Source organism: Mesobacillus sp. QJM3NY_10 (assembly GCF_056173465.1).
Window position 1 is genome coordinate 3,913,243 of record NZ_CM149675.1, and the last position, 23,107, is coordinate 3,936,349.

Below are 23,107 nucleotides of genomic sequence, written 5' to 3' on the forward strand. Positions count from 1 at the left end.
TTGAACAGTCCCAGTTCTAATCTTTTATATAATAAAAATGTGAGAGAAATATGATATGTAATCCATTTCAGCATCTTTCATTTTATTCCCATTCTCAGGATGGTTAAAACGAAAAAACTACGATATGATCAATGCGACCGTTCCGGTATTTCCAGCTTTTCTTTATATCTTTGAAAAAACCAGATAACAGCCGCGACCCATAGGCCGCTGGCAAGAAAGCCTCCGATAATATCACTTGGATAATGGACGCCTAAATAAACCCTGCTCAATCCAATCGCTAGAATCATAAAGGTGCTGAGGAGGATGACAGCGGTTCTCCCTATCACGGTTGGGACATGGCGCCAGAGCAGGAAAGCAAAGATGCTGTAAAAAGAAAAAGCATTCATCGCATGGCCGCTCGGAAAACTGTATCCCCCTATTTCAATCAGCCGGTTAAAGTCAGGACGGGCACGATGAAAATACATTTTCAACAACCTGTTCAGAATCGGTGTAATATAAACAACAGACAGAAAAACAAGGATCTCCAGCCTATGTTTTAACACGTAAAAAAGAAATAGGAAAATTGGAATGGTCAGGATGACGCTAAATTTTAAGGAGCCAATATAGGTAAAGAATTTCATGGCCGCTGTCAGGCCCTCTGCTTCGAGTCCCTGTACCTTATCAATAACAATCTGATCGAATACAACCAAATGTTCAGCCTGTACCAGAAAGGAAATAATGATAAAGCCAAATAACGAACCAAAAAAGGCGATGAACAGCTGCAGATTAAAATTCACGAATCTTGTTCCCTCCTGTTGCTTTGTAAATCACCCTTACTATTCCCAAATCTCCTATTTTAAAAAGTCCTTTCATGATTACCTCATTAGCAAGTTAGTAACATTCCCAAACCAAACAAAAGAAGGAATGAACTTAATCATTCCCCCTTAAAATAACCGCCGGCCTCCCGACTGGATAATATTCAACTGGCCCGCACGCTTTGAGATCCGTTTCATCTAAACAGTTCCTGCCGTCAAAGATGATTCTCTGTTTCATGACATCCAATAGTGATTTGAATTCTAGTTGTTTGAACTCCTCCCACTCTGTGACAATAAACAAGGCATCTGCATCTTTTGAAGCTTCCAATGCTGAGTCAACATAGGTGATGACATCACCTATGACTTTCCTTGCGTTGCCGGCTGCAACTGGGTCGCAGGCTGCAACCTCAGCGCCTGCAGCAGTTAATGATCGTGCAATTTTTATCGACGGTGCTTCCCTCATGTCATCCGTTTCCGGCTTGAATGACAGGCCGAGCATAGCGATTTTCTTTCCTCTCAGCTCCCCGAAACGCTTCATGGCCTTATCTACAAGCAGCTCTTGCTGATGTTCATTGATTGCAATCGTCTCTTCCAATAATGAAAATGGAATTCCACGCTCCCTGGATGTATGCAGCAGCGCTTTCACATCCTTAGGAAAACAAGAGCCGCCATACCCTATTCCTGCTTTTAAAAAAGCGGCTCCAATCCGCTTATCGTACCCCATCCCTTTCGCTACATCTTCCACGTCTGCTCCTACGGCTTCACAAAGATTGGCGATTCCATTGATAAAACTAATCTTCGTTGCCAAAAAAGCATTCGAGGCGTATTTAATCATTTCTGCGCTTCTCACATCCGTCAATAAAAATGGAACATTCAGCGACCGGTACATCTCCTGGATTTTTTCAGAAGCACCTGCATCGTCAGTGCCTATAATTATCCTGTCCGCTTTCAAGGTATCCTGGATGGCTGACCCTTGCCGCAGAAACTCTGGGTTGGAGACCATCTTAATCTCAACGTTATTTTTCAACTGCTTAAGTAACAGTTGCTTCAAATATTCATTCGTGCCCACCGGCACCGTACTTTTCATTACGACAATACAATCCTGGACGATATGTTCAGCTAGGTCCCTTGCGGCCTGCTCGAGAAAGCTCAGGTCCGCCTGCCCGTCGGTACTTTGCGGTGTACCGACGGCAATGATGATGATTTCCGCTTCGCTTAATCCTTGCTGATGAGAGGTAGTGAAAGCAAGTCTTCCTTCGGAGGAGTTTTTAATGAGCAGTTCATCAAGTCCTGGTTCATAAATTGGGGACTTTCCTTGTTTGAGGGTATCTATTTTCCTTTCATCAACGTCTATGCAAACGACTTTGTGGCCGATTTCTGCGAGACAAACTCCAGTCGATAATCCAACATAACCTGTTCCAAGTACAGCGACCTTCATGTCAGTCATCCACTCTCTTCATGCCCATCATCTCGTATACATCTTTTAAATACTCGATGACATCATTCCTGGTATCTTCCCTTTGCAGGGCAAAGTCCATCGTTGCCTTAATGAAACCGATTTTATCCCCGATATCATATCGCTTGCCCTCGAAATTATATGCCAGGACTGCCTGCCGTTTATTAAGTTCATTGATGGCGTCCGTTAACTGCAGCTCTCCACCAAAGTCCGCTGGAAGATTAGCCAGCACATCAAAGATTTCCGGTCTCAGTACATAACGGCCCATAATCGCATAGTTAGAAGGTGCCTCATCTTTCGACGGCTTTTCTACCAGCGAATCGATATAGAACAGATTCGGCTCCAGGTTCGCGCCCTTTGGCTTGATGATCCCATATTTGCTGACATCGTGATCAGCAACGCTTTGAATGGCTACGACCGAGCTATTGCAGTATTCAAATACATTGATGATTTGCTTCAAGCATGGGGTTTCGGACATCACGATGTCATCGCCAAGCAAAACGGCGAACGGCTCATTGCCGATGAAGCTTCGGGCGCAAAGGATGGCGTGTCCCAGGCCCAGCGCTTCCTTTTGCCTGACATAATAGATATTTGCCAGGCTTGAAATATTCTGGACCTCTTCTAAAATATCAAGCTTATTCTTTTTTAATAACGCATCCTCGAGTTCATAGGATTTATCAAAATGATCCTCTATCGATCGCTTTCCCCTGCCGATGATGATAATGATTTCCTCGATCCCTGAGGCGACTGCTTCCTCTACTATATATTGGATTGTCGGCTTATCAACGATCGGCAGCATTTCCTTAGGCTGCGCTTTTGTTGCCGGCAAAAATCTTGTCCCGAGACCGGCTGCCGGGATAATAGCTTTTCGGATTTTCATATGCTGCCTCCCTTTTGAATTCCATAGTCTTTTATATTCAAAGGGCCAAGCTCCCGACACGTTAAAGGCCTACCAATTCGCAAATAGACTATTAACCGGTAAAATTTAATAGGTTCCTGACTATCCATGAAGAGGCCTGTAAACTTTTTTTATAAAACGGGGCAGCAGCTTTGGAAGGACCTTCTTGCGCCGCTTCAACAGCATCGTCACCATCGCTTTTTTCTCTTCCTTCGTAACCATCCAGTCGTCAGGGATGGTAGAGACTATTTCCTCTATCAAAAAAATCGGGATCGTCTGGATCAACTCGAGGTGTTCAAAGAATTCCTCCTCATTTTCTATGAAAGCTGCCATCAATTGCTGGGCTGCACTTTTCCTTAATCCCGTTGGCAAATTTTCAAGGCTAGATATCTCCCAATTATATGATCCGAGAATCTCGGCTTGATCGATGATCCATAAGTGATAGATATCCTTCGCATCTTCCTCCAATAGAATATTTTTTCGAGTGCGATCCCTGTTGCCAAGCCAATAATCAAGCAAAATGATACCAGCCAGCGTCTCTGCATTCACAATCCCGGAAACATCTTTTACCTGGTGACCGTCCAAGCAGTTTGGTACATAAAGAGAGGCAAATTGGAACTGTGAAGGTACAAATTGATTGTAATCAGGAATCATTGCGGTAAATTCTTCGGGGATTTCGACCAGCATGGCAAACGGAACAGGCAAACCGAGGTATCTTGCCAGGCAATAGGCCACCCATTCATTCGACAAAGTTTTTTCAAACCCTTCCTGTAAAAATTTCACCACATAATCTCTGCCATCATCGAAGGCAATGAGATGAGCATTCGATTTCCCTTCTAATTTCCTTCGGTATGCGACAGGTTTAATCATGGCTGATCCCTCCGTTCCCGCGTTCATGGACGATTTCATACAATAGATCGATATACTGGTCAGCTACGACTTCGATCGCAAAATACTGTTGGACATGCTGAATGGATGTTTTTGACATCTGCTGCTGAACTTGGGGAGCGTCAATAATGGAGTAGATCTTCTTAACAGCATCATCGACATTTTGTCCGTAGTAGAGCATCCCGGTCTTCTCCTGGAGGACCAGCTCTGTGACCGGCATCATGTTCGATGCTACTACTGGTACACCACATGCCATCGACTCAATAAAGGTGTTGCCGAAGGATTCAGACTTGGTTGTCGCTAGCGTGCAGCCTCCCGATTTTCGAATTTTCGCGTAGACGTGCGGCATTTGCTGATAGGGAATGACCGGATGCCATTTGACGATATCCGTCAGGTTTTCCTCCTGCCATTTCGCTGCGAATTCTTCCCGCTGGACGCTTTGCGCACCGCCGATCACCCAGAATTCAATATCTTTTCGTTCAGCCTTGATTCTTTTGGCTACTTCCAGGAGCATCGGCCAGTTTTTCCGTTTATCCACTCGGCCAATCCAGCCGATGATTTTCTTGTCTTCCGGCAGCACCGGAGCTTGTTGATAATCGATCTCCCTTTCTCTCAAAGGGCAAAAGAAAGATGTATCCACTCCGTTATAAATCACCTCGACTGGTTTCGTTTCAGTTAATATGGAAACGACTCGTTTTTGATAATTGGATGGGACAATGATGGTTTCAGGTTTAATTCCCTTGAAGGATTTTAAATGAGGCTGAAGCTTGATAATTTCCGGGGTACGGGCTTCGATAATCACTGGACCTGTATAATTCGCCTTCCGGATCCATTTATAGGCATCCTTCGTATCGACAACGATAATCGCATCATAATGATTGGCTTGGATAATCCCTACTATTTCGTTTTCATCTTTCGTCAGGTAGACTGGAGCAATATCCTCCATGATATGAAGACCGCCATGGTCAGTCGTATACAAAAATTCGGTATCAATTCCATGCTTTTTAAAATAGATCGAACGATTCCTCCACCCAGCGTTCACTCCGCCAACAGTCAGCAGGCGCCAGATTACTAGTACTTTCATTCTGGTATCTCCTCTCTATAGATTGGGCATCCTCCTGGACTTCGTTACTTTTTCCGTTTCTTTTTCTTCTTTTTCTTATCCAGACTCTTCATGATCTTATCCCATGATGGATCTCCAGCAAGGCTGTTCGTTTTTTCAGTATTTTTATTGAAAAAAGAAGATAAATCTACTTGTCGCCGCTTCTTGTTTTTACCTTTAAGCTTTCTGGCTTTTTTAGGTTCCAATCCCATTTCTCTTCCCTCCCAGTATTCATCGATTTTATCCATGACCGCTTCAGGGTCTTCCCCGCGGGCAAGCATTGTTTTCACCCATTCCTCCTTGAAAACCTTGTGCATCATGTTTTCAAGCTGACGCAGATGGATCTTTTTATCAGAAGTGGTGAACAGCTTTTCGCTCAACTCGCTCAATTTTTCCTTATCATGCTCTTCTTCAAGTAACAGACAATAGATTTCACGGGAGATGTCCTCCATCTCGATATAGTACTTCCATTCTTCATACAGCTCCGGCTTCAGAGATTGCACATGTTCCAGGAAAATATTCTTATTCTTTTCACCAAGTGAAGTCATCAGTTTGCGGGGGTAAGGATATACCCTGTCACGCCAAACGGCCCTGGCAACGTCAATCACCTTCAGGCTGCCATCAGGCTGAAGATAGATTTGCCTCTTATGGTGATCAATCCGGTCATAACCAATCTCCTTGAAAGTGACCAGCATATGGATCAATTTCAGCGACAGCTCCTCACTCAAAGGCTGAGACTGCAAATACTCCCTAACGTCCACACCCTTGATGATTTCCATAGCGATGTACAGTTCGCCCTTCGCAAACAGGCGTGGAAAAAGATCCGTTTGCTGGCCGAGAGAAAGAGCGTAATATTCACGCTCACAATCTTCTTCATTGCCGAACACCTTTACACAAATATCATCACTCAATTTAAAAACAGCCCCCTGGCGGCCTTTGCCGATCATCTCCAAAGGGGAATCATTCACAACATCAACATCCTCACTCTCAAGATTCGTAACCTTGATTGCCTTCATGCATTTTTTCAAATACTTCGTATCCATGATGCTCCTCCTTGCTATCCTCAAGTTCCACTTCTTATTTAATTAATTCGAGGTTGGCCAAAAACGTAAGGGCATGAATCTAGTAAAAGGAAAATGTGTGCAGGTAGAGATATGGGCGGCGATGGATGGCGGGCAATAATCGGGCTCTTCTCTCCCTTTCTGTCCGTCATGACCTTGATGACGGACAATAATCGGGCTCTTCTCTCCCTTTCTGTCCGTCATGACCTTGATGACGGACAAGAATCGGGTTCTTCCCTTCATTTCTGTCCGTCATAGCCTTGATGACGGACAAGAATCGGGTTCTTCCCTTCATTTCTGTCCGTCATAGCCTTGATGACGGACAAGAATCGGGTTCTTCCCTTCATTCCTGTCCGTCATAGCCTTGATGACGGACAAGAATCGGGTTCTTCCCTTCATTTCTGTCCGTCATAGCCTTGATGACGGACAAGAATCGGGTTCTTCCCTTCATTTCTGTCCGTCATGACCTAGCGCTTTTTTTCTTTGTCCTGTAAAGGTAAAATAAGTGTGAAAGGAAGTGGACAGATGGCAAATTCAGTTGCAGGCACTAATCAGTCGCATTTGACTCAATATATCCCGCCGAAAGGCATGTACGAAGAATTTGAGAATGACGCTCATTATCTTGAGAAGGTTAAAGAATGGGGTTTGAGCACGAAGAAAGAATTTTGGTACAAAGACAGATATCAGCATTGTCTTGTTAGAATCAAGGGTTATGAGGTGTTCGGTGAAACCGAAGAATACAATACGCTGGTTATCGAATTCGCAGATGGGAACGTGACATGTATCCATCCTGCGTACCTGAAGGAGATGCAGTCTTCCAGCTTTGGGAAGGAAATCATTCCGCAAGCTTCCGGTGATGAACCTGCAGCTGTTGAGGTAAAGAAAGAGAAGCCTAAAGCAGTGGCTCCTTCAGAAACAACAGTGAAGGCAGAAAAACCTGCAAAAAAGGAAAAAGCGAAAAAAGAAAAGGCTCCTAAATTAGTGCTACCAGAAGAAAAGGTTCATTTTACCGCGACGGTGAAGCAGTTTGCGCTCAGCTGGAACCATTTCAATGAGGATAATGACGAAGTAGTCGTGTTCGAGAATGTCCGGATTGAACAGGAGGAACCAATCGAGGTTGGCCTCGCATGGGGCTCACACAGCAAAACGCTGAAGAAGCACGAACTGGAGCCTGGACAACAGCTCGAGTTCGACGGCAAGATTGTCAAAAAGAGCCTTCCAAAGGGCAAGGACGTCGAAGATGAATCGATGCTTCTCGATGTTTCTGTGGCTTATAAGATCAATAACCCTTCGAAAATCCTAAAAAAATAAGGATGGACTGGCCTCAAACAAGCCAGTCCGTTCTTTTACTTTATAATAGATAAATTGGATCAGTTCCGGTCCAAGCAAATTATTGAGTAAGCTCGTTCCAGGTAATATCCCATGTTTAGTAATGTATTGAATGAATAATAATATAATATAAGTTTGCATTTTTCCCTAAAAACCGTCATGCTAAAAAGGGTAAAGAACAACAAAGTAATAGAGCGAGCAGGTGAAAAAATGATTGAAATAAAAACTTCTGAAATTAGCGATGGAGAATTCAACAGAGGGGTCTTCGCAACTCGTGATATCGCAAAAGGCGAACTTATCCATGAGGCTCCCGTTCTTTCTTATCCGAACGACCAGCATGTCCACATCGAAAAGACGGCGCTTGCTGACTATGCCTTCGAATATGGCATTAACCATTCTGCACTCCTTCTCGGTTATGGGATGTTATTCAACCACTCATATGAGCCTAATACAACCTATGAAATCAATTTCGATAATCACACATTTGATTTCTATGCCTACCGTGACATCAGCGCTGGGGAAGAACTTGTCATTAACTATAATGGTGAAGAGGATAATAACGATCCACTCTGGTTTAACAAAGAGGAATAACAACGAAAGCGGCTTCCGTTTAGGAAGCCGCTCTTTTTATTAGAAGGATGTCTCAAGACAATCCAATTCAACAATCACTGTGGTCCCTTGGCCTTTTTCACTGACAATCTTCATTGTGCCATTATGCTCCTGGATGATTTTATTGCTGACGGTCAGTCCAAGCCCGATTCCTTTATCTTTTGTGGTATAAAAAGGCGTTCCAAGGTATCGCAGCCGGTCCGATTCGATGCCTGCTCCTTCGTCGACAATGCTGACCAGTACTTTACCCGGTTCATTCATCTGAAGGTCGATATAGATATTTCCGCCTTCAGCCATCGATTCAATCGCATTTTTTAAGAAGTTTAGAAATACTTGCTTTAGCTGGTGCGAATTGCATGACAGCTTGCAATTTTCTTCTGGATAATTAGTGATGATTTGGACATTATGCATTAGCGCCTGCGGATGAATGATGTTAATTGTGCTGTCCAGGATTGACTTCAGATCTTCTTTTACATATTGCACCGCCTGAGGCTTTGCCAGTGACATGAACTCATTGACAATCGTATCGATCCTATCGAGTTCATTCATCATGATGGCAAGGTAATCACCTTGCTTCTTCTTATCGAGGCATGTCTGCAATAACTTCGAAAATCCCTTCAACGAAGTCAGCGGGTTGCGGATTTCATGAGCCACTCCCGCTGCCAGCTGGCCGGTGACAGAAAGCCTGTCCAGATTCCGGATGGTAGCATCCTGCTTGACCCGGTCCGTAATATTTCTGCCGACACTCACAAAGGACTCTATCTCTTTTTTCTCATTATATATCGGTGAAAAATTGTACTCTGTGTAAACGATATTTTGATCACAAGTCGTAAACTTCTTCCGTACAATCTGCGGCTCGCCTGTTTCGATAATTTCCGCCAGTTTTTTATCAAGAATGGCATCTTCCTCAGCCGACAAAAATTCACTCAGACTTCTGCCTACAATTTGTTCCGGCTTCAGACTGATTACTTTTTCATGTGAGGGTGAAGCGTACACAATCATCTTATCCTTATTAATCACCTTGATCATGTCACTCGTATTTTCGGTGATCAATTCATACAATTCCCGGGTTCTATTTAGTTCACTCTCCATGCTCACTATTTTGGTGATATCACGGTATATCGCAATGATCGCTATGATTTTCCCATGCTTATTCCGGAAAGGAGAATAAGAGACTGCAATATCCAGCATGGAACCATCTTTATGGAATCTCTTCGTTATCATATTGGTAAACGCTTTTCCGTTTTTCACTTGAGAAATGATTCCTGGGACGAAATCGGGATTTGAAAACTCATAAAAAGTCCTCCCGATCAAGTCTTCTTCTGAATAACCGAAAATTTCCGTATACTTATGGTTGATCCTTAAAAAACGATTCTCCATATCGACAATAGCAAATCCGTCAGCCGTGCAATCCAAAAATAAACTCAGCAGTTCATCAGGATTATAGATCGTTTCATCATCTGTCCCAAATATTGGGAAACTATTTCGCATAGAGATCTCTCCAGACTTTTTTATCCTTATAGTTCTATTTTACAGAAGATTTCGATATTAAAAAAGAAGAATTTGGTTATCTCTCTATTAAAAGTAAAAACCGCTATCTTTAAAAGATAGCGGCAGGAATTGCTATAAGGACAGATGTGTGATTACTTTATCCACCGCAGCCTCCGCCTGATCGATACAACCAGGTATGCCTACACCCTCGAATGACCCTCCGGCAAGGAAGACACCAGGGAGTTCCTCGTCAAGTTGCTTTTTAACATGGGCAATCTTTTCTAGATGCCCAACCGTATATTGCGGCATCGCTTTTCTCCATCTCGTTACGACATGGAAGATTGGCTTTTCAGTGATATTCATCGTCTTGTTCAAATCTTTTAGAACCAGTTCGACGATTTCTTCATCTGATAGTTCGACTGCTTCCTGGTCATCCGGTTTGCCGACATAGCAGCGGAGCAATGCCATATTTTCAGGAGATGTGCCAGGCCACTTCTTGTGTGTCCACGTACATGCGGTAATCCGGAAATCACTGTTTCTCGAAACAAGGAAGCCTGTTCCTTCAATATCTTTTTCAATCGCGGATTTCGGGAATGCCATCGCGACATTTGCCACCGAATTGGATGGCATACCTTTGAATTGTTCCATGAATGCATACTCCGAAAGCATGCGTTGCGCATGGAAATGGTCAGTCGTGATAATGACACTGGCGGCTATTTCAACCTCTCCAGTTTCAAAGTGGACTTGATAGGTACTGCCTGTTTTCACTACCTTTTTTACAGGCGTTCCTTTCACGACCGTTCCTTCTTCCAAACGGCTTTCAACCTGGTGAATCAGCTCCTCAAGGCCCGTTGACAATGAGATGAACATTCCTTTTTTAGAACCAGGCTTTTTAGCTGATTTTGGCGGCTTTGGCATCGATTTATTCAATCCAATCATAAGGCTCCGATGCTTCTGTTCGATTTCATAGAAGTTCGGGAACAACGCCATCAAGCTGAGTTCATCAATATCGCCAGCATAGATACCTGACAATAGTGGATCAATTAGGTTGTCGACCACCTCGTCGCCAAGCCGATGGCGGAAAAAGGCTCCAAGCGACTGGTCTGCTTTCGGCTGGCCTTTTGGTAAAATAAAATCCCCCGCCGCACGTAATTTCCCAAGCGGTGAAAATAACCCCGATAACGCAAATGGCGTCACCTTTGTTGGGATGCCCATGAAAGAGCCCTCAGGCATCGTGTGAAGCTTGCCTCTCGCGTAAATATAAGATCTCCCGGCAGTATTGGATATAATTTTATCTTTAAGGCCAACTTCCTCTATCAATCTCATCGCACTCTTTTTTCTTGCTATGATAGAATCCGGTCCTCTTTCAATGACGAACCCGTCCCGCTTTTCCGTACTGATGACACCGCCAAGACGATCGCTTGCCTCAACCAATTTCACTTTGATGGGCAGTTGCTTCTCCCTGGCTTCCTTTTGGAGATAATATGCTGTCGTGAGTCCAGTAATCCCGCCGCCAACAACAATGACCTTCTTTTCGTCCATTCCGCTCACCTATTCTTTAGTAATGTATTGATTATCCTATAGTTGAATTAACTAGGTATGTGCAGTATTTAACATATTTAAAGTATATCACCGGAAATTCAAAGGAAGATGGGAGTTTTTTTACTAAAATGTGAACGAGGTTGCTGGAAAAAATCCTGGATAATTTCCAGTTCGCGGAATTATCATTGATTTTCGCGGAATTAAGGGTCTTTTTCGCGGAATCAGGTGGGTATTTCGCGGGATTAAGCTTCATGCTCCTGGAGTTAAGTCGGAGTTTCTTAAAATTAAATGCTTATTCCCGTAATCAGCTAAGGAATTCACAAAATACCCAATATAAATCTCCATCTCCATTAAAAAAATCCCGGATTCCCGGGATTCTCAAACATTCATATCTCTTTTTCGATAAAATACGTAGGTCACGATTGTCAACCCGAACAGCAGCAGAGCTGACAGTGCCAGATAAAGCGGTTCGAACCCGCCTTCCTCCAAAACAAGCTTCGCGTCATAATATTTAAATGGAGTCAGGAACTTCAATCCATCCAGCTCTTCATTCATATCAATTGCTATTGATAAAATGAAAAGGATAAGCAAGATTCCTGTTGCCAGCGATGTGGCTTTTTTCGCATTTTTATAGATAGCAGCGATTGCGGTTCCGATAACCAGGAAGATCAGCTGTAGGATGAACATCCCGGCCATCAATAAGGAAATATCCCCGATCACACTCTCGCCTTCCGCATATTTCTGAACCATTGCCACAGAGGAAGCGAAGGTCACAATATTAAAAATCAGAATGTTGACCAAAGCGGCTATTAGTTTGGATGTTATCATTCTCGTTCTTGAAACTGGTTTGACCAGCAGAAACTCGACTGTCTTGTCACGCTCTTCCTTGGCAATGATATTCGAGCCGAGCATCGCGGCATGAATGGCTGCCATCACAGCCAGGTATAAGAATAAGACTCCGTAATAACCAACCGGTGTGGACAGATCGAGTGACCCCGTTCCCATGATGGCCTGCAGCGATTTAGGCATATCGGCCATCAACGCATTCATCGATTGCCCCGTCCCTTCAAGGCTTGAGTACTTGCCCATGCCCGCGGCGACCATGAAGACAACTCCGATGCTCCAGATAATTAAGGACTTTCGGTTTGCTTTCATTTCCCTTTTAAATAGATTCATGACTTTCCCTCCTCCCTAAACGGAATGGACATCTTTTTTTGCGTAAAAATAATAGCTGGCCGAGACCGCAGCGATGATAAAAATTACCCCCGCTATGACAAATGAAGTTTCATAGCTTGAGTGTTGTGTAATGTAGGTTGAATCAAAGTAATTGAACGGCGTCAAATAACGCAGGGCTTCATCTTCTGTCGTCGAACTTATCATCCCGAGCATGAAAAATCCAAAAACAGTACCTAGTGAAACGGATATCACCGATTTAATTCTTGGGGCGATCACAGAAACGATGATTCCCAGTGCCATGAACATAAGCTGGATGAAAAAAAGGGAAATAGTAATCAGGAACAAAGCTTCCTTGTTAAAATCGCCACCTTCTACAATAGAAGCCATCACGAAAGTCGCTCCGATAAAAACGATGTTAGTGATTACCAGCGAAACCAGCGCTGCCAACAGCTTAGAAGTGACTACCTGAGTCCTTGTCACCGGCTTAGTAAGCAGGAAGTCGGCTGTCTTTTCCCGTGTTTCCTTTGATAGGATCGAGGTTCCAAGATTCATAGCCTGGATGGCGCCCGCTAGCTTCAAGTACAAAAATGCATAGGAGAAAAAACCAATCAATGTCGCGATGCTGTCCACTGACAATCCAATTGCTTTCCTTAATTCAACCGGGAAGCCTTCAAGCAGCTTCTTAAACTCTTCCGCATCCTTTGAAAAGGAAGGAAACATTGATAAAAACAAGACAACCATCGCCACCAACGACAAGGTCCATATAATAGTCGACTTTCGATATGCCTTCAGTTCATGAAGGAATATATTCATGTTCTATTCCTCCTTTTCATAGTAATGCATGAAGATCTCTTCCAAGTCAGGCTCCTCGACCCACAGGTTCGCAATCTCGATTTCCGCAATTTTTTTCATGATGGAATTGATGTTGCCTCTGAAAAGGAAGCTGACCGATCCACCATCCTGCTCAAGCTGGTTCACACCGTCAATATTAAAAAGGTTTTTATCGATTACGGAATTGGTATCGATTTTAAATTTCTTGTAGGTGTTTTCTTTTAAGGTGCTGATTTTCTCGACCGTGACAATCCGGCCGTCCTTGATAATTGCAACCCTGTCGCACAGTCTCTGCACCTCGCTGAGAATATGAGAAGAAAAGAGAATCGTCGCGCCTTTCTTGTTTTCTTTTTCAAGAAGGTCAAAGAACTTCTGCTGCATGAGCGGATCCAGCCCGCTCGTCGGTTCATCAAGGATAATTAGCTTCGGTTCATGAAGCAGTCCCTGAACGATGCCAACCTTCTTTTTGTTGCCAAGCGAAAGGTCATCGATTTTCTTCGTAAGGTCGAGCTCCATGATGTCAGCAAGCTCTTTAATCCGCTTTGTCCAGTCCTTTTTGTAAAAGCTTGCGGAATACTTAAGCAGATCCATAACCTTCATATTGTCATAGTAAAATACCTCAGATGGCAGGTACCCGATATCCTTTTTGATTTCCGGAGCAGCGGTGATGATATCCTTTCCAAATATCGTCGCGCTGCCGCTCGTTGGATAAATCAATGATAGTAACGTCCTGATCGTCGTTGATTTCCCTGCGCCATTCGGGCCAATGAACCCGAAAATCTCTCCTTCCTTCACACTGAAACTAACATCCTCAATTCCCCTGGCCTTGCCGTACATTTTAGTCAGATTTTTAATCTCAATCACGTTCATGCCAGACCCTCCCAGATACTTTTTCTTTTTAGCTCTTCATTCTCTTTTTCTTAGACATTCTTGTAAAAAGCCTTCTTCATCATCTCGATATACACTTCGACTTCTTTGAATGCTTCATCAAAGTCGTGATGTGCTTTGTTCAGCTTTTTGGCTTTTTCTAATTCCTGGTTGCTGAAGCCCTGGAGTGTCCACATGATGATGTTGATGGCTCGTTGGATGTCGACTCCGTCCCTGAACCTAGTGATGTCAATATTCTCGAATAGCCTGCTGTAACTTGCCTGGATCAGCTCTGTATTTGTGTTATTCAATATTTCCTTTACTTCTTCCGCGGCTTCCATGGAGGCTGCCACCATAAAGTCGAATACTTCCGGATGCCTTGCCATCAGTTTGTTTTTCAGGATCATCAGCGTTTTCATCCGTTCGAAAATGTCGCGTTCGCTCAGGTCCAATTCATTAAAGAACTCTTCTACCATCACATCGGCAAAGTGGTTATAAAGGAACAGATAAAGTTCTTTCTTGTTATTAAAATAGTGGAATAGCAGTCCTTTTGAGATGCCTGCTGATTTGACGATTTCATTCGTGGATGCTTTTTCGTATCCTTTCAGGGCAAACTCCTTTAGAGCGGCGTTCAGGATTCGTTCTTGCTTTTCAGGATTCAAGCTTAAAAATTTTGAAGACATAACGCCCTCCTTAAATTCTTATTGACCACATCGGTCAATTACATCTTACTCCTCATTGACCACATCGGTCAACAATGTTTATGGCAAAATTTTCGACAAAAAGAGACTGCCCCAAATGGCAGCCTCCCTCATTCTAACTTTATTTAATTTCACGGATCACGGCTCTGACAGGACTGCCGTCACCCTGTTCCAGCGGTAGAGGCAGAGCAGCGAGCTCGTATTCTCCCGGATCAATTTTATCAAGTACCAATCCTTCAAGGATATGAATGCCCTGGCTGTTCAATTCATGATGGGCCCTCAGTTCCTTGCTGTCCAATGGATCGACCGATGGCAAATCAAGACCAAGCAATTGTACTCCTTGCTCAGCAAGATAAGCAGCCAATTCAGGCTCGATATGCGGAATGTATTCAGGGAACACAGTCTTATCCTGCCACGCGTCCGTACGGATCAACAAACGCTTGACCCCCTGCAAATCGAAAGATTCTACTTCCTTAACTCCGATACTGGCTGGATTTTGCAAATGGATGACCTTTGCAGGGCCGATATAAAGGTTAAAATCGAGATCGATCACTTTTCTTCCATCGTTTTCGAAATGGAAAGGCGCATCGATATGCGTACCGGTATGCGTGCTCATCGTCACCTGTCCGACATTCACGGAGCCGCTAGCTTCCATTCCCCAGCTCACTTCATAATGAAATGGAGTGTCGCCTGGCCAAACAGGAATTTTATCATGTAAAACCTGCGAAATATCAATCCAATTTCCCATACTGTTTCCTTCTTTCTTTTAAGCTCTTTTCTCAAACTATTGACTACAAAATAGGATTGAATGACACCTTTTCTTTGCATCCTTGACTCCTTTATAAAGAGAAAAGAGCATGCAAACTTAATACCGACCAGCAAAATAACTTTATATACGTTAAAATCGGCTTTAGGATTTTAACAACAATCTCTAGTAATCAGCCCTTATTTTATAGCTTCGTCCTCAGGCTCCATAGCTCAGGGAAAAATCGGTGGTCTACGACCTTTTTCAAATAGGATACACCGGCGGAACCGCCTGTTCCAGTTTTGTGACCGATAATCCGTTCAACAGTACTCATATGGTTAAAACGCCAAAGCTGCTGCTGGCTGCCGATATCGACTAGCTTCTCCGCTAGTTCATATAAATCCCAATATTGATCAACGTTACGGTACACCGTCAGCCACGCTTCCTCGACACTGGCATTTGGTTCGTACGGAGCAGACCAATCACGATTTAAGGCTGCATCATCTATCGGCAGGCCGCGCATCGCCATCGCACTGATCGCCGCATCATAAATCGATCGTTCATGCAGCGCATCCTCCATCTTTTTATACAGGTCGACATCGTGCTTGTAAACAGATAGAACATGAAATTGTTTTTGCCCCAAAGCAAATTCGATCAAACGGTTCTGGTAGGATTGGAATCCTGATGAATGGCCAAGCTTGTCGCGGAATTCCATATACTCAGCCGGAGTCAGCGTCGATAGTACACTCCACGACTGGATCAGCTGCTGCTGGATCCTCGACACTCTGGAGAGCATCTTGAAGGATGGCTCCAGGTCATTTTTACGGATGCAGTCAATCGCCGCGCTCACTTCATGTAAAATCAGCTTCATCCACAGCTCGCTAGCCTGGTGGATGATGATGAACAGCATTTCATCATGGTGATCAGACAAGCGGTGCTGGCTCGATAAGATGTTATCCAATTGCAGATAACTTCCGTAAGACAGCTCTTTTGAAAAATCGGTATGAATTTCATGTGAAGTTTTTTGTTCTTCCTTCATTGCCAGACTCCCCCCTACGCTACAACTCCGCGCTCATTGCTGAATTTCTCGTATAATTTATGATCCATGATTTCTTTTAACATCTGGACAGCATTCCAGACGTCACTGTAAGAAGTGTATAGAGCCACAGGTGCCAGTCGAACGATGTTCGGAGCGCGGAAATCAGGGATGATTCCTTTTTCCTTCAACGCCTTGCAAATCCTTGCCGCTTCTTTGTGCTCAAGACTGACATGGCCGCCACGTTTAAAATCTTCAACAGGACTGCCGATTTTAAAACCGACGTCACCAAGTACATGTTCAATCAGGTCCATTAAATAACGGTTGATCTTTAATGATTTTTCACGGATATTCGGAATTCCAGCCTCCGCGAACATTTCCAATGAGCCAAGTAAAGGAGCAAGGCTCAGCACATGCGGTGTACCAATCTGGTAGGCACCCGCAGTCTCAGCAGGTGTCAGAACATGCTCCATATCAAACTGTTTATCTTTCCTTGAACCGAACCAGCCGGCAAGACCTGGCTTCGTGCCAAAATGCTTTGAGTTCACATAAAGACCTGCTACAGCTCCTGGCCCGCCATTCAAATGCTTATAATTGCACCAGTAGGCAAAGTCGACTCCCCAATCAGAGAAAGCATGAGGAATCGCGCCAATTGAATGGCAGCCATCGAAGCCAATAAGGATTCCACGCTGGTGAGCCGCCCTTGTCAACCGCTCCATATCGAGGATTTGCCCACTGCGGTACAGCACAGTCGGCAGCACAACAAGAGCAATTTCTTCGGTCATTGCCTCAATGATATCGTCCTCAGCCAAGAACCTGCCATCCCTGCTTTTCACTCTGATCAGGTGCGTATCCGGATCATAGCCATGGATTCGCAGCTGGCTTTGAAGCGCATAGATATCGGACGGGAAATTCAATTCATCAGCAAGAATTTTTGTCCTCTTCCCCTCAGGCTTATAAAAAGTAGCCACCAGCTGATGCAGGTTGACTGTTGTAGAGCCGCTTACAATAACCTCTTCAGGAGCAGCACCAACAAGCGGAGCAGTCAATTCTCCTAGTTTTTCAGATAAATAGAACCATGGATGGTTGCCTTCCATCCAGCCATCAATGCCAAGCTCGCGCCAGTCGGCCAATGATTCAAGCAAAGTTTGCTCAGCCCGCTTTGAAAGAAGACCAAGCGAGTTTCCATCAAGATAGATTGAATCAGGGTTCAGGTAAAATTCATCCCGGTAACGGGCTAATAGATCTTCGCGGTCAAGCTGTGCGGCAAATTCCGCATCAGGTTGAAAAGAATAAGGCTTCATCATCATCTCTCCCATTCCATTTGCAACTAGAGAAATCGTAACAAGAACAGAAGCAAGCGTCAACAAAAGGTCTGATAATTCTAAAAAGAAAAAACAGCCCCATTGAGGCTGCTTAGGCAAATCGATAATAAATCAACACAAAGGTCGATAAGACGAAAATGAAGTTCAAAAATATAAAGATGAATTGGTCCACTCTTGTTTTGTGCATTTTAATTGGCGGATTATAGAAGGATACGCCTTCGATGATGAAAATGATCAGGACAATATGAATCATGAAGTGGCCGATTATTTCTGTAAATCCGAATAGCATCGTTGTTAAAATAAAGATGGTGGTGACGACAAATCCCAGCACTCGATTCAAGATACCGACTACCAGCAAATAGCCGACCACAAATTCAACAAAAGCGGCCATGACGATAAAAGCTGCTGGTTCAAAGCCGAAGGTAGGTACCTGGTGGTTTGCGACGATATCCAGCGACATAGTTGGGTATACCCATTTTTCAACGGCGACCCAGCATAATGAAAGTCCTGTCCCCAAATATAAGAATGGGAAGCCAACGTTTTCAAGCTTAGTGCTGCCGACAAGCAGCACGCCGATGATAGCCACATAAAAACCGTAATCAAGCATATAAAAAATACCATGCTTTACAGTGACCATGATGAATAGGATCAATAAAATGGATGCCCCTAATTTTGTTGCGATATGGTGCGGAACAAGGAGGAGGCCAATCGTGATCCACGCTAAAACCGTCATCAAGGTGCTGTCCAACTGGAACTCCGGTGCAAACAAGGTACCGTTTGTGACCTGGATAATCAAGGCGACTGCCGTTCCGTACTTCAATAAATATCTAGAATATTTCCGGAAGCCTGAAAGGTAATCATCCCACTTTTTGATTAGCGGCATTTGAGCCATTTTTGGAATAATTATAGTCAATGAAGCGAGAACAATCGCCGCCAGTAAGGCAAGACCCATAAATAACGGCGATAATATATTTTCAATACTTTCTTTCTTTGGCGCAACTTTGGTAAACCACTTTACGTGAGCATTTGTATAAAAAGGGGTCAGAATAAGTCCTAATCCAATGATGATTTGCAACAGTTTTTTCACTATAAAACCTCCTGGCAATATAAACACTATCTAGGTAGTAATAATACTACTGAATCATAAGATATTAGCAGCAGAGTTTTGAACATTATGTGAATGGTTTCACAAAAACTGACTTTGGATAGTTTTACTATACAAAGTTTGCCCTGTCACCAAGCTAGTATGCTTTTTTAATCAAGTATTAATGGGTATATTGGTGATAAGGAACGAAGGATGGTGAGAAAACTCTTGAGACGTTTATTTTCCCTCTTGATTTTAGGGGCTTTGCTTTACTTTGCATGGCCATTTTTAACGAATGAAAAAGATCTTCAAAATTTAAATACTGAAATAGATAAGTTAAAAGAAAATCCCGAACTCAGCAAAGCATTGGAAACGGTGAACAGCGGGATTAATCAGCTGATCTGGCAACTTAATGAGAAAAAGGAAGAATTGACGCAGGATGAGCAAAACCTTTTGCCCAAAGTGGCTAAGCCCGAGCTGGAAACACCTTCTGAAAAAACATTCACCTTCCATAATGTTGGTATTGGTGATGCGAAACCTGAAGTAGAAGCTCAGCTTGGTGCCCCTAAACGGGTTTCCGTGAACGAGTATGGAACAGAGTGGCATGCTTATCATGAAAATTTCCAAAACTTCATCATGGTTTCCTACAGCAAAGATGGGGTTGTGAATGCTTTGTATACAAACCAAGATTTGATTGCGGCAAAAAACGGAATCAAGTATGGCACTGCAAAGGAAACAGTCCGTCAGACACTTGGGGAGCCGCTTAGCGAAATAAGGAAAGGACTTGTCTATTACCAGTTTCAAAAGGACCAGGACTATGACGTCTATAATTTGGATGACAGCTATGTGACGGTTTTTTATGATAAACATAAAAACAACACCGTAACCGCAATCCAGATGGTCAGCGAAAAATTGGAACAAAGCAAGGCAGGCTTTTATACGGAGGCAAGTGAGGCATTGAAGGAAGGGTTAGAATACCAGCTGTTTGACCTGACCAATGCTTCAAGGTTGGCGCACGGTCTTAGCATTCTTACCTGGGATGATGAGGTGAGAGTGACTGCCAGAAAGCACAGTGCCGACATGGCGGAAAACTCGTATTTCAGCCACACAAACCCTGAAGGACAATCGCCTTTTGACAGGATGGAAGAGGATAATATTGCGTTTTCGGTAGCTGGGGAGAATCTCGCATATGGACAGTTCAGCAGCATCTTTGCCCACGAAGGCTTGATGAACTCGCTAGGGCACCGTGAAAACATCCTGAAGTCTGACTTTAAACTGCTAGGTGTCGGCGTCGCATTCGGGCCGAAGCATGAGCCTTATTTTACCGAGAATTTTTATAGTAAGAGGAAGTTTTAAAACCGAGTCAGATTGGCTCGGTTTTTTTAGTAGAAAAGCTGGAAAAAATCGTGGATAATTTCCAATTCGCTATAAAACCGAAAAAGTCGCTATAGAAAATGTATTTGCGCTATAAAAAATCAGAAAGTCGCTATAAAATTAAAATTTTCGCTATAATATCTTTTGTTTGATGTGAATAGGCATGTTCAAGTCTAGTTTTTAAACCAAGTTACTACCCCTTTTCATACTTAAATCATTTTATTGGCGGTTTTCACAATTTTATTGGCGATTTTTAATTTTTATTGGCGAAAAAATAAATTTATTGGCGATTTCCACTTACTTATTGGCGAAAATCAAATTATATTGGCGAACTGGAAATTCCGGGCGTTTTTTTCCAGTTCGCGCTCCTCAGTTTACATACAAGATCAAGTACCCGTTTCCAACAAAAAAACCGCTTAATCAGCTCGATTAAGCGGTTTTTCATACAATATTTACTTCACACGCGGGAATCCAAATCCTGAAGCATAGTCATCACCAGATGCAGCTCCTGATCCGCCAAGGATGTCGTTAGCTTTTGCACGGTTCTGAAGCTCAGCACGAAGTTGTGTATGGCTCATGCTTGGATTTGCAGCCCAGATTTTCGCTGCCAATCCGGAAACGTGCGGTGTTGCCATTGATGTTCCGCTAATTGTGTTGTACGAACCGTCATACCAGGTTGATTCGATTGCTCTTCCTGGCGCGGAAAGTTCCACGTCAAGTTCCTGGATGACATAGTCACCATCTGTCTGCGGGTTTCCGCGGGATGAGAAGTCAGCGACACGGTATGTACCGTTTTCCTGGACATCTTCTAAAGCGGCAACTGCTACAGCATTAGTAAGGGCACCTGGATAACCAATTGTATTGGCATTAGGTCCGCTGTTACCAGCTGCTGCAACGACGAGGACACCTTTTCCATATGCATAATCAACAGCATCAGCAATCAGCGTGCTCTTGCTGCTTGATCCAAGTGACATTGAAATGACGACATTCGAGCCTGTACGAACTGCTTCATCTGCTGCATGCTGGATCGCACCAGCGATGTCATCCGAATAGCCTGATCCCTGGTCATTCAAAACCTTATATGCCCACAGTTCCGCTTCAGGAGCTACTCCATAAATTCCATTTCCAGATCCTCCGTGTGCCAAAACGGTGCCGGCAACGTGAGTACCGTGACCATTCTTATCTGTACACGATCCCTCTACTAATGGTGTCCGGCGATTAGTAAAGTCCTTACATTGTTCATCGCTGCCAGCTAAATCGGTATGAGCAACATTTACTCCTGTATCAAGGACCGCTACCTTAACACCGTTACCGCCGGATGTTGCCTGAAGGCTGCTGTCATTATAGATTGCTTCCATCCCCCATGGTGTACGGTCAGATGGCGCAGCTTGAGCGCCTGAACCTGGCTTTGCTTCCAGCTTCACCTGAGAAACTGTTTCCACATTTAAATTCTTATTATGAAGTAGTGCCTGATATTGCTTCCCATTAACCGTTGTAGTAAAACCATTTGTTCCAAAATCCCATCTTGTACCGTATTGATCCTTAGCCTTAGCTTGTTCAGCTTTCGGACCCTGAATTAATACCCGGTAAGAATCCTGAGCCTCTGGTGCCTGGCCAAATGCCCCAGCCGTAAACATAGATAAACCCATTGTCATGCTTAATAGTGCGGCTCCTAGTACTTTCTTCTTTTTCATTCAACCACTCCTCTGCATTTTATGGTGTTGCACGTTTTACAGACTCTATTATATTTAAAATTTTCTGATAATATCAATATGCTAAACTAATCATTTTTGAGTCTTTAGAATCAGGAGTATATGCGCATTTACATAAATTTCACATGTATAAAGTACCATTTTAAAAATTTCCCAATATCAATGGAACTAAAAAGAGTGACCATTTTTTGACAGGTCACTCTTTTTCATTGGGAAATAATAGGATATTACGCACTTGTCTTTTAAATAAACAGCAGCAAGCTGACGGCCATGACTGCCATCCCGGCAATTAAACCGTAAATAGCTAGATGTGATTCATCATATTTTTTTGCCGCTGGCAGTAATTCATCAAGTGAGATGAATACCATGATGCCAGCTACTGCAGCGAAAATGACGCCAAACATAATGTCATTCAGGAATGGCATTAAGAATAGGTATGCTACAAGTGCGCCGATCGGTTCGGAAAGACCTGACAGAAATGATAGTTTAAAGGCTTTCTTCTTATCGCCAGTCGCAAAATAGACCGGTACGGAAACGGCAATTCCCTCAGGAACGTTGTGGATGGCAATCGCAATGGCAATTGCCACACCCAAAGCCGGGTCCTGGATGGCCGAGGTGAAGGTTGCGATTCCTTCAGGGAAATTGTGTATCCCTATCGCGAGAGCTGTGAATGTTCCCATTTTCAGCAGGGCAGCATCTGTGGCAGGTTTTGAAGGAGCATTCATATCCTCGACTTTTTTCAGTTCATGAGGATTTCCCTGCTTTGGTATGAACTTATCAATCAAGGCAATTAGCAGAATTCCCCCGAAAAATCCTCCGACTGTTACCCAGTTTCCTAACTGTGCGCCCATCGCGGAAACGAGGGAATCCTTCGCTTTGACGAAGATTTCAATCATCGACACATAAATCATCACACCTGCTGAAAACCCAAGTGCTATTGAAAGAAATTTTGTATTGGTCCGCGATGTGAAAAAGGCAAGAATGCTGCCGATCCCAGTGGCTAGACCTGCAAACAGTGTCAAACCAAATGCGAATAAAATTTCCTCTGTCATTTTTTATTCTCCTTTGAATATCAATTTTGAGCCT

At 43.6% G+C, this 23,107-nt stretch carries 21 protein-coding genes; 3 read left to right on the forward strand and 18 right to left on the reverse strand.

The window, feature by feature from the left end; genetic code table 11:
- Nucleotides 1–128: 128 nt before the first annotated feature.
- The 6 genes from AC0VX7_RS19790 to AC0VX7_RS19815 form a co-directional block, all read right to left on the reverse strand.
- Nucleotides 129–776, reverse strand: coding sequence for a phosphatase PAP2 family protein (locus AC0VX7_RS19790; protein ID WP_475425559.1), 648 nt, complete (start codon nt 774–776; stop codon nt 129–131).
- A gap of 133 nt (nt 777–909) precedes the next feature.
- Entirely contained in the window at nt 910–2,232 is a 1,323-nt protein-coding gene (locus AC0VX7_RS19795) for a UDP-glucose dehydrogenase family protein (RefSeq protein ID WP_475428207.1), read from the reverse strand.
- 1 nt (nt 2,233) lies between these two features.
- A complete protein-coding gene (gene galU / locus AC0VX7_RS19800; RefSeq protein ID WP_475425560.1) occupies nt 2,234–3,130 on the reverse strand; it encodes a UTP--glucose-1-phosphate uridylyltransferase GalU in 897 nt (298 codons plus the stop codon).
- A 120-nt stretch (nt 3,131–3,250) separates the two neighbouring features.
- On the reverse strand, nt 3,251–4,018 hold the full coding sequence (locus AC0VX7_RS19805; RefSeq protein ID WP_475425561.1) for a HipA family kinase: 768 nt from the start codon (nt 4,016–4,018) through the stop codon (nt 3,251–3,253).
- Complete coding sequence (locus AC0VX7_RS19810) at nt 4,011–5,120, reverse strand: glycosyltransferase family 4 protein (protein WP_475425562.1); 1,110 nt, start codon at nt 5,118–5,120, stop codon at nt 4,011–4,013. The genes AC0VX7_RS19805 and AC0VX7_RS19810 overlap by 8 nt, the downstream gene beginning before the upstream one ends.
- Nucleotides 5,121–5,164: 44 nt before the next feature.
- Nucleotides 5,165–6,181: a hypothetical protein gene (locus AC0VX7_RS19815; protein ID WP_475425563.1), complete on the reverse strand. Its 1,017-nt coding sequence runs from the start codon at nt 6,179–6,181 to the stop codon at nt 5,165–5,167.
- 543 nt (nt 6,182–6,724) lie between these two features.
- On the opposite strand from AC0VX7_RS19815, the gene AC0VX7_RS19820 reads away from it, so the two are divergent.
- Complete coding sequence (locus AC0VX7_RS19820; RefSeq protein ID WP_475425564.1) at nt 6,725–7,510, forward strand: hypothetical protein; 786 nt, start codon at nt 6,725–6,727, stop codon at nt 7,508–7,510.
- Between the two features lie 228 nt (nt 7,511–7,738).
- Nucleotides 7,739–8,119: an SET domain-containing protein gene (locus AC0VX7_RS19825; protein WP_475425565.1), complete on the forward strand. Its 381-nt coding sequence runs from the start codon at nt 7,739–7,741 to the stop codon at nt 8,117–8,119.
- Between the two features lie 39 nt (nt 8,120–8,158).
- Here AC0VX7_RS19825 and AC0VX7_RS19830 read toward each other — a convergent pair whose 3' ends face one another.
- From AC0VX7_RS19830 to AC0VX7_RS19875, 10 genes are all read right to left on the reverse strand, one after another.
- On the reverse strand, nt 8,159–9,628 hold the full coding sequence (locus AC0VX7_RS19830; RefSeq protein ID WP_475425566.1) for a PAS domain-containing sensor histidine kinase: 1,470 nt from the start codon (nt 9,626–9,628) through the stop codon (nt 8,159–8,161).
- Between the two features lie 132 nt (nt 9,629–9,760).
- Nucleotides 9,761–11,170, reverse strand: a complete 1,410-nt coding sequence (hemY, locus tag AC0VX7_RS19835; protein ID WP_475425567.1) for a protoporphyrinogen oxidase — start codon at nt 11,168–11,170, stop codon at nt 9,761–9,763.
- 378 nt (nt 11,171–11,548) lie between these two features.
- The gene (locus AC0VX7_RS19840) at nt 11,549–12,346 is read right to left on the reverse strand and encodes an ABC transporter permease subunit (RefSeq protein ID WP_475425568.1); all 798 of its coding nucleotides are present in this window, start codon (nt 12,344–12,346) and stop codon (nt 11,549–11,551) included.
- A 15-nt stretch (nt 12,347–12,361) separates the two neighbouring features.
- Entirely contained in the window at nt 12,362–13,159 is a 798-nt protein-coding gene (locus AC0VX7_RS19845) for an ABC transporter permease subunit (RefSeq protein ID WP_475425569.1), read from the reverse strand.
- Between the two features lie 3 nt (nt 13,160–13,162).
- Complete coding sequence (locus AC0VX7_RS19850) at nt 13,163–14,047, reverse strand: ABC transporter ATP-binding protein (protein WP_475425570.1); 885 nt, start codon at nt 14,045–14,047, stop codon at nt 13,163–13,165.
- Nucleotides 14,048–14,097: 50 nt separating this feature from the next.
- Nucleotides 14,098–14,727 carry a TetR/AcrR family transcriptional regulator gene (locus AC0VX7_RS19855; RefSeq protein ID WP_475425571.1) on the reverse strand — a complete coding sequence of 210 codons (630 nt, stop codon included), beginning with the start codon at nt 14,725–14,727 and terminating at the stop codon, nt 14,098–14,100.
- Between the two features lie 139 nt (nt 14,728–14,866).
- Nucleotides 14,867–15,493, reverse strand: a complete 627-nt coding sequence (gene kynB / locus AC0VX7_RS19860; RefSeq protein ID WP_475425572.1) for an arylformamidase — start codon at nt 15,491–15,493, stop codon at nt 14,867–14,869.
- A 202-nt stretch (nt 15,494–15,695) separates the two neighbouring features.
- Nucleotides 15,696–16,529: a tryptophan 2,3-dioxygenase gene (gene kynA / locus AC0VX7_RS19865; protein ID WP_475425573.1), complete on the reverse strand. Its 834-nt coding sequence runs from the start codon at nt 16,527–16,529 to the stop codon at nt 15,696–15,698.
- A 14-nt stretch (nt 16,530–16,543) separates the two neighbouring features.
- Nucleotides 16,544–17,830, reverse strand: a complete 1,287-nt coding sequence (gene kynU / locus AC0VX7_RS19870; RefSeq protein WP_475428208.1) for a kynureninase — start codon at nt 17,828–17,830, stop codon at nt 16,544–16,546.
- A gap of 112 nt (nt 17,831–17,942) precedes the next feature.
- Nucleotides 17,943–18,938, reverse strand: a complete 996-nt coding sequence (locus AC0VX7_RS19875) for a hypothetical protein (RefSeq protein ID WP_475425574.1) — start codon at nt 18,936–18,938, stop codon at nt 17,943–17,945.
- Between the two features lie 225 nt (nt 18,939–19,163).
- Here AC0VX7_RS19875 and AC0VX7_RS19880 point away from each other — a divergent pair, with 225 nt between their 5' ends.
- Entirely contained in the window at nt 19,164–20,291 is a 1,128-nt protein-coding gene (locus tag AC0VX7_RS19880; RefSeq protein WP_475425575.1) for a CAP domain-containing protein, read from the forward strand.
- A gap of 470 nt (nt 20,292–20,761) precedes the next feature.
- Here the strand turns inward: AC0VX7_RS19880 and AC0VX7_RS19885 are convergent, their stop codons facing one another.
- Nucleotides 20,762–22,003, reverse strand: a complete 1,242-nt coding sequence (locus tag AC0VX7_RS19885; RefSeq protein WP_475425576.1) for a S8 family peptidase — start codon at nt 22,001–22,003, stop codon at nt 20,762–20,764.
- A 260-nt stretch (nt 22,004–22,263) separates the two neighbouring features.
- Entirely contained in the window at nt 22,264–23,073 is an 810-nt protein-coding gene (gene zupT / locus AC0VX7_RS19890) for a zinc transporter ZupT (RefSeq protein ID WP_475425577.1), read from the reverse strand.
- Nucleotides 23,074–23,107 lie beyond the last annotated feature (34 nt).

Coding starts and splice junctions, on each gene's coding strand:
- AC0VX7_RS19810 (WP_475425562.1), bottom strand. CDS start 5,120: ATGAAAGTACTAGTAATCTGGCGCCTGCTGACTGTTGGCGGAGTGAAC.
- AC0VX7_RS19795 (WP_475428207.1), bottom strand. CDS start 2,232: ATGAAGGTCGCTGTACTTGGAACAGGTTATGTTGGATTATCGACTGGA.
- AC0VX7_RS19840 (WP_475425568.1), bottom strand. CDS start 12,346: ATGAATCTATTTAAAAGGGAAATGAAAGCAAACCGAAAGTCCTTAATT.
- AC0VX7_RS19885 (WP_475425576.1), bottom strand. CDS start 22,003: ATGAAAAAGAAGAAAGTACTAGGAGCCGCACTATTAAGCATGACAATG.
- galU (WP_475425560.1), bottom strand. CDS start 3,130: ATGAAAATCCGAAAAGCTATTATCCCGGCAGCCGGTCTCGGGACAAGA.
- AC0VX7_RS19825 (WP_475425565.1), top strand. CDS start 7,739: ATGATTGAAATAAAAACTTCTGAAATTAGCGATGGAGAATTCAACAGA.
- kynA (WP_475425573.1), bottom strand. CDS start 16,529: ATGAAGGAAGAACAAAAAACTTCACATGAAATTCATACCGATTTTTCA.
- AC0VX7_RS19850 (WP_475425570.1), bottom strand. CDS start 14,047: ATGAACGTGATTGAGATTAAAAATCTGACTAAAATGTACGGCAAGGCC.
- hemY (WP_475425567.1), bottom strand. CDS start 11,170: ATGGACGAAAAGAAGGTCATTGTTGTTGGCGGCGGGATTACTGGACTC.
- zupT (WP_475425577.1), bottom strand. CDS start 23,073: ATGACAGAGGAAATTTTATTCGCATTTGGTTTGACACTGTTTGCAGGT.
- kynB (WP_475425572.1), bottom strand. CDS start 15,493: ATGGGAAATTGGATTGATATTTCGCAGGTTTTACATGATAAAATTCCT.
- AC0VX7_RS19845 (WP_475425569.1), bottom strand. CDS start 13,159: ATGAATATATTCCTTCATGAACTGAAGGCATATCGAAAGTCGACTATT.
- kynU (WP_475428208.1), bottom strand. CDS start 17,830: ATGAAGCCTTATTCTTTTCAACCTGATGCGGAATTTGCCGCACAGCTT.
- AC0VX7_RS19815 (WP_475425563.1), bottom strand. CDS start 6,181: ATGGATACGAAGTATTTGAAAAAATGCATGAAGGCAATCAAGGTTACG.
- AC0VX7_RS19830 (WP_475425566.1), bottom strand. CDS start 9,628: ATGCGAAATAGTTTCCCAATATTTGGGACAGATGATGAAACGATCTAT.
- AC0VX7_RS19820 (WP_475425564.1), top strand. CDS start 6,725: ATGGCAAATTCAGTTGCAGGCACTAATCAGTCGCATTTGACTCAATAT.
- AC0VX7_RS19805 (WP_475425561.1), bottom strand. CDS start 4,018: ATGATTAAACCTGTCGCATACCGAAGGAAATTAGAAGGGAAATCGAAT.
- AC0VX7_RS19855 (WP_475425571.1), bottom strand. CDS start 14,727: ATGTCTTCAAAATTTTTAAGCTTGAATCCTGAAAAGCAAGAACGAATC.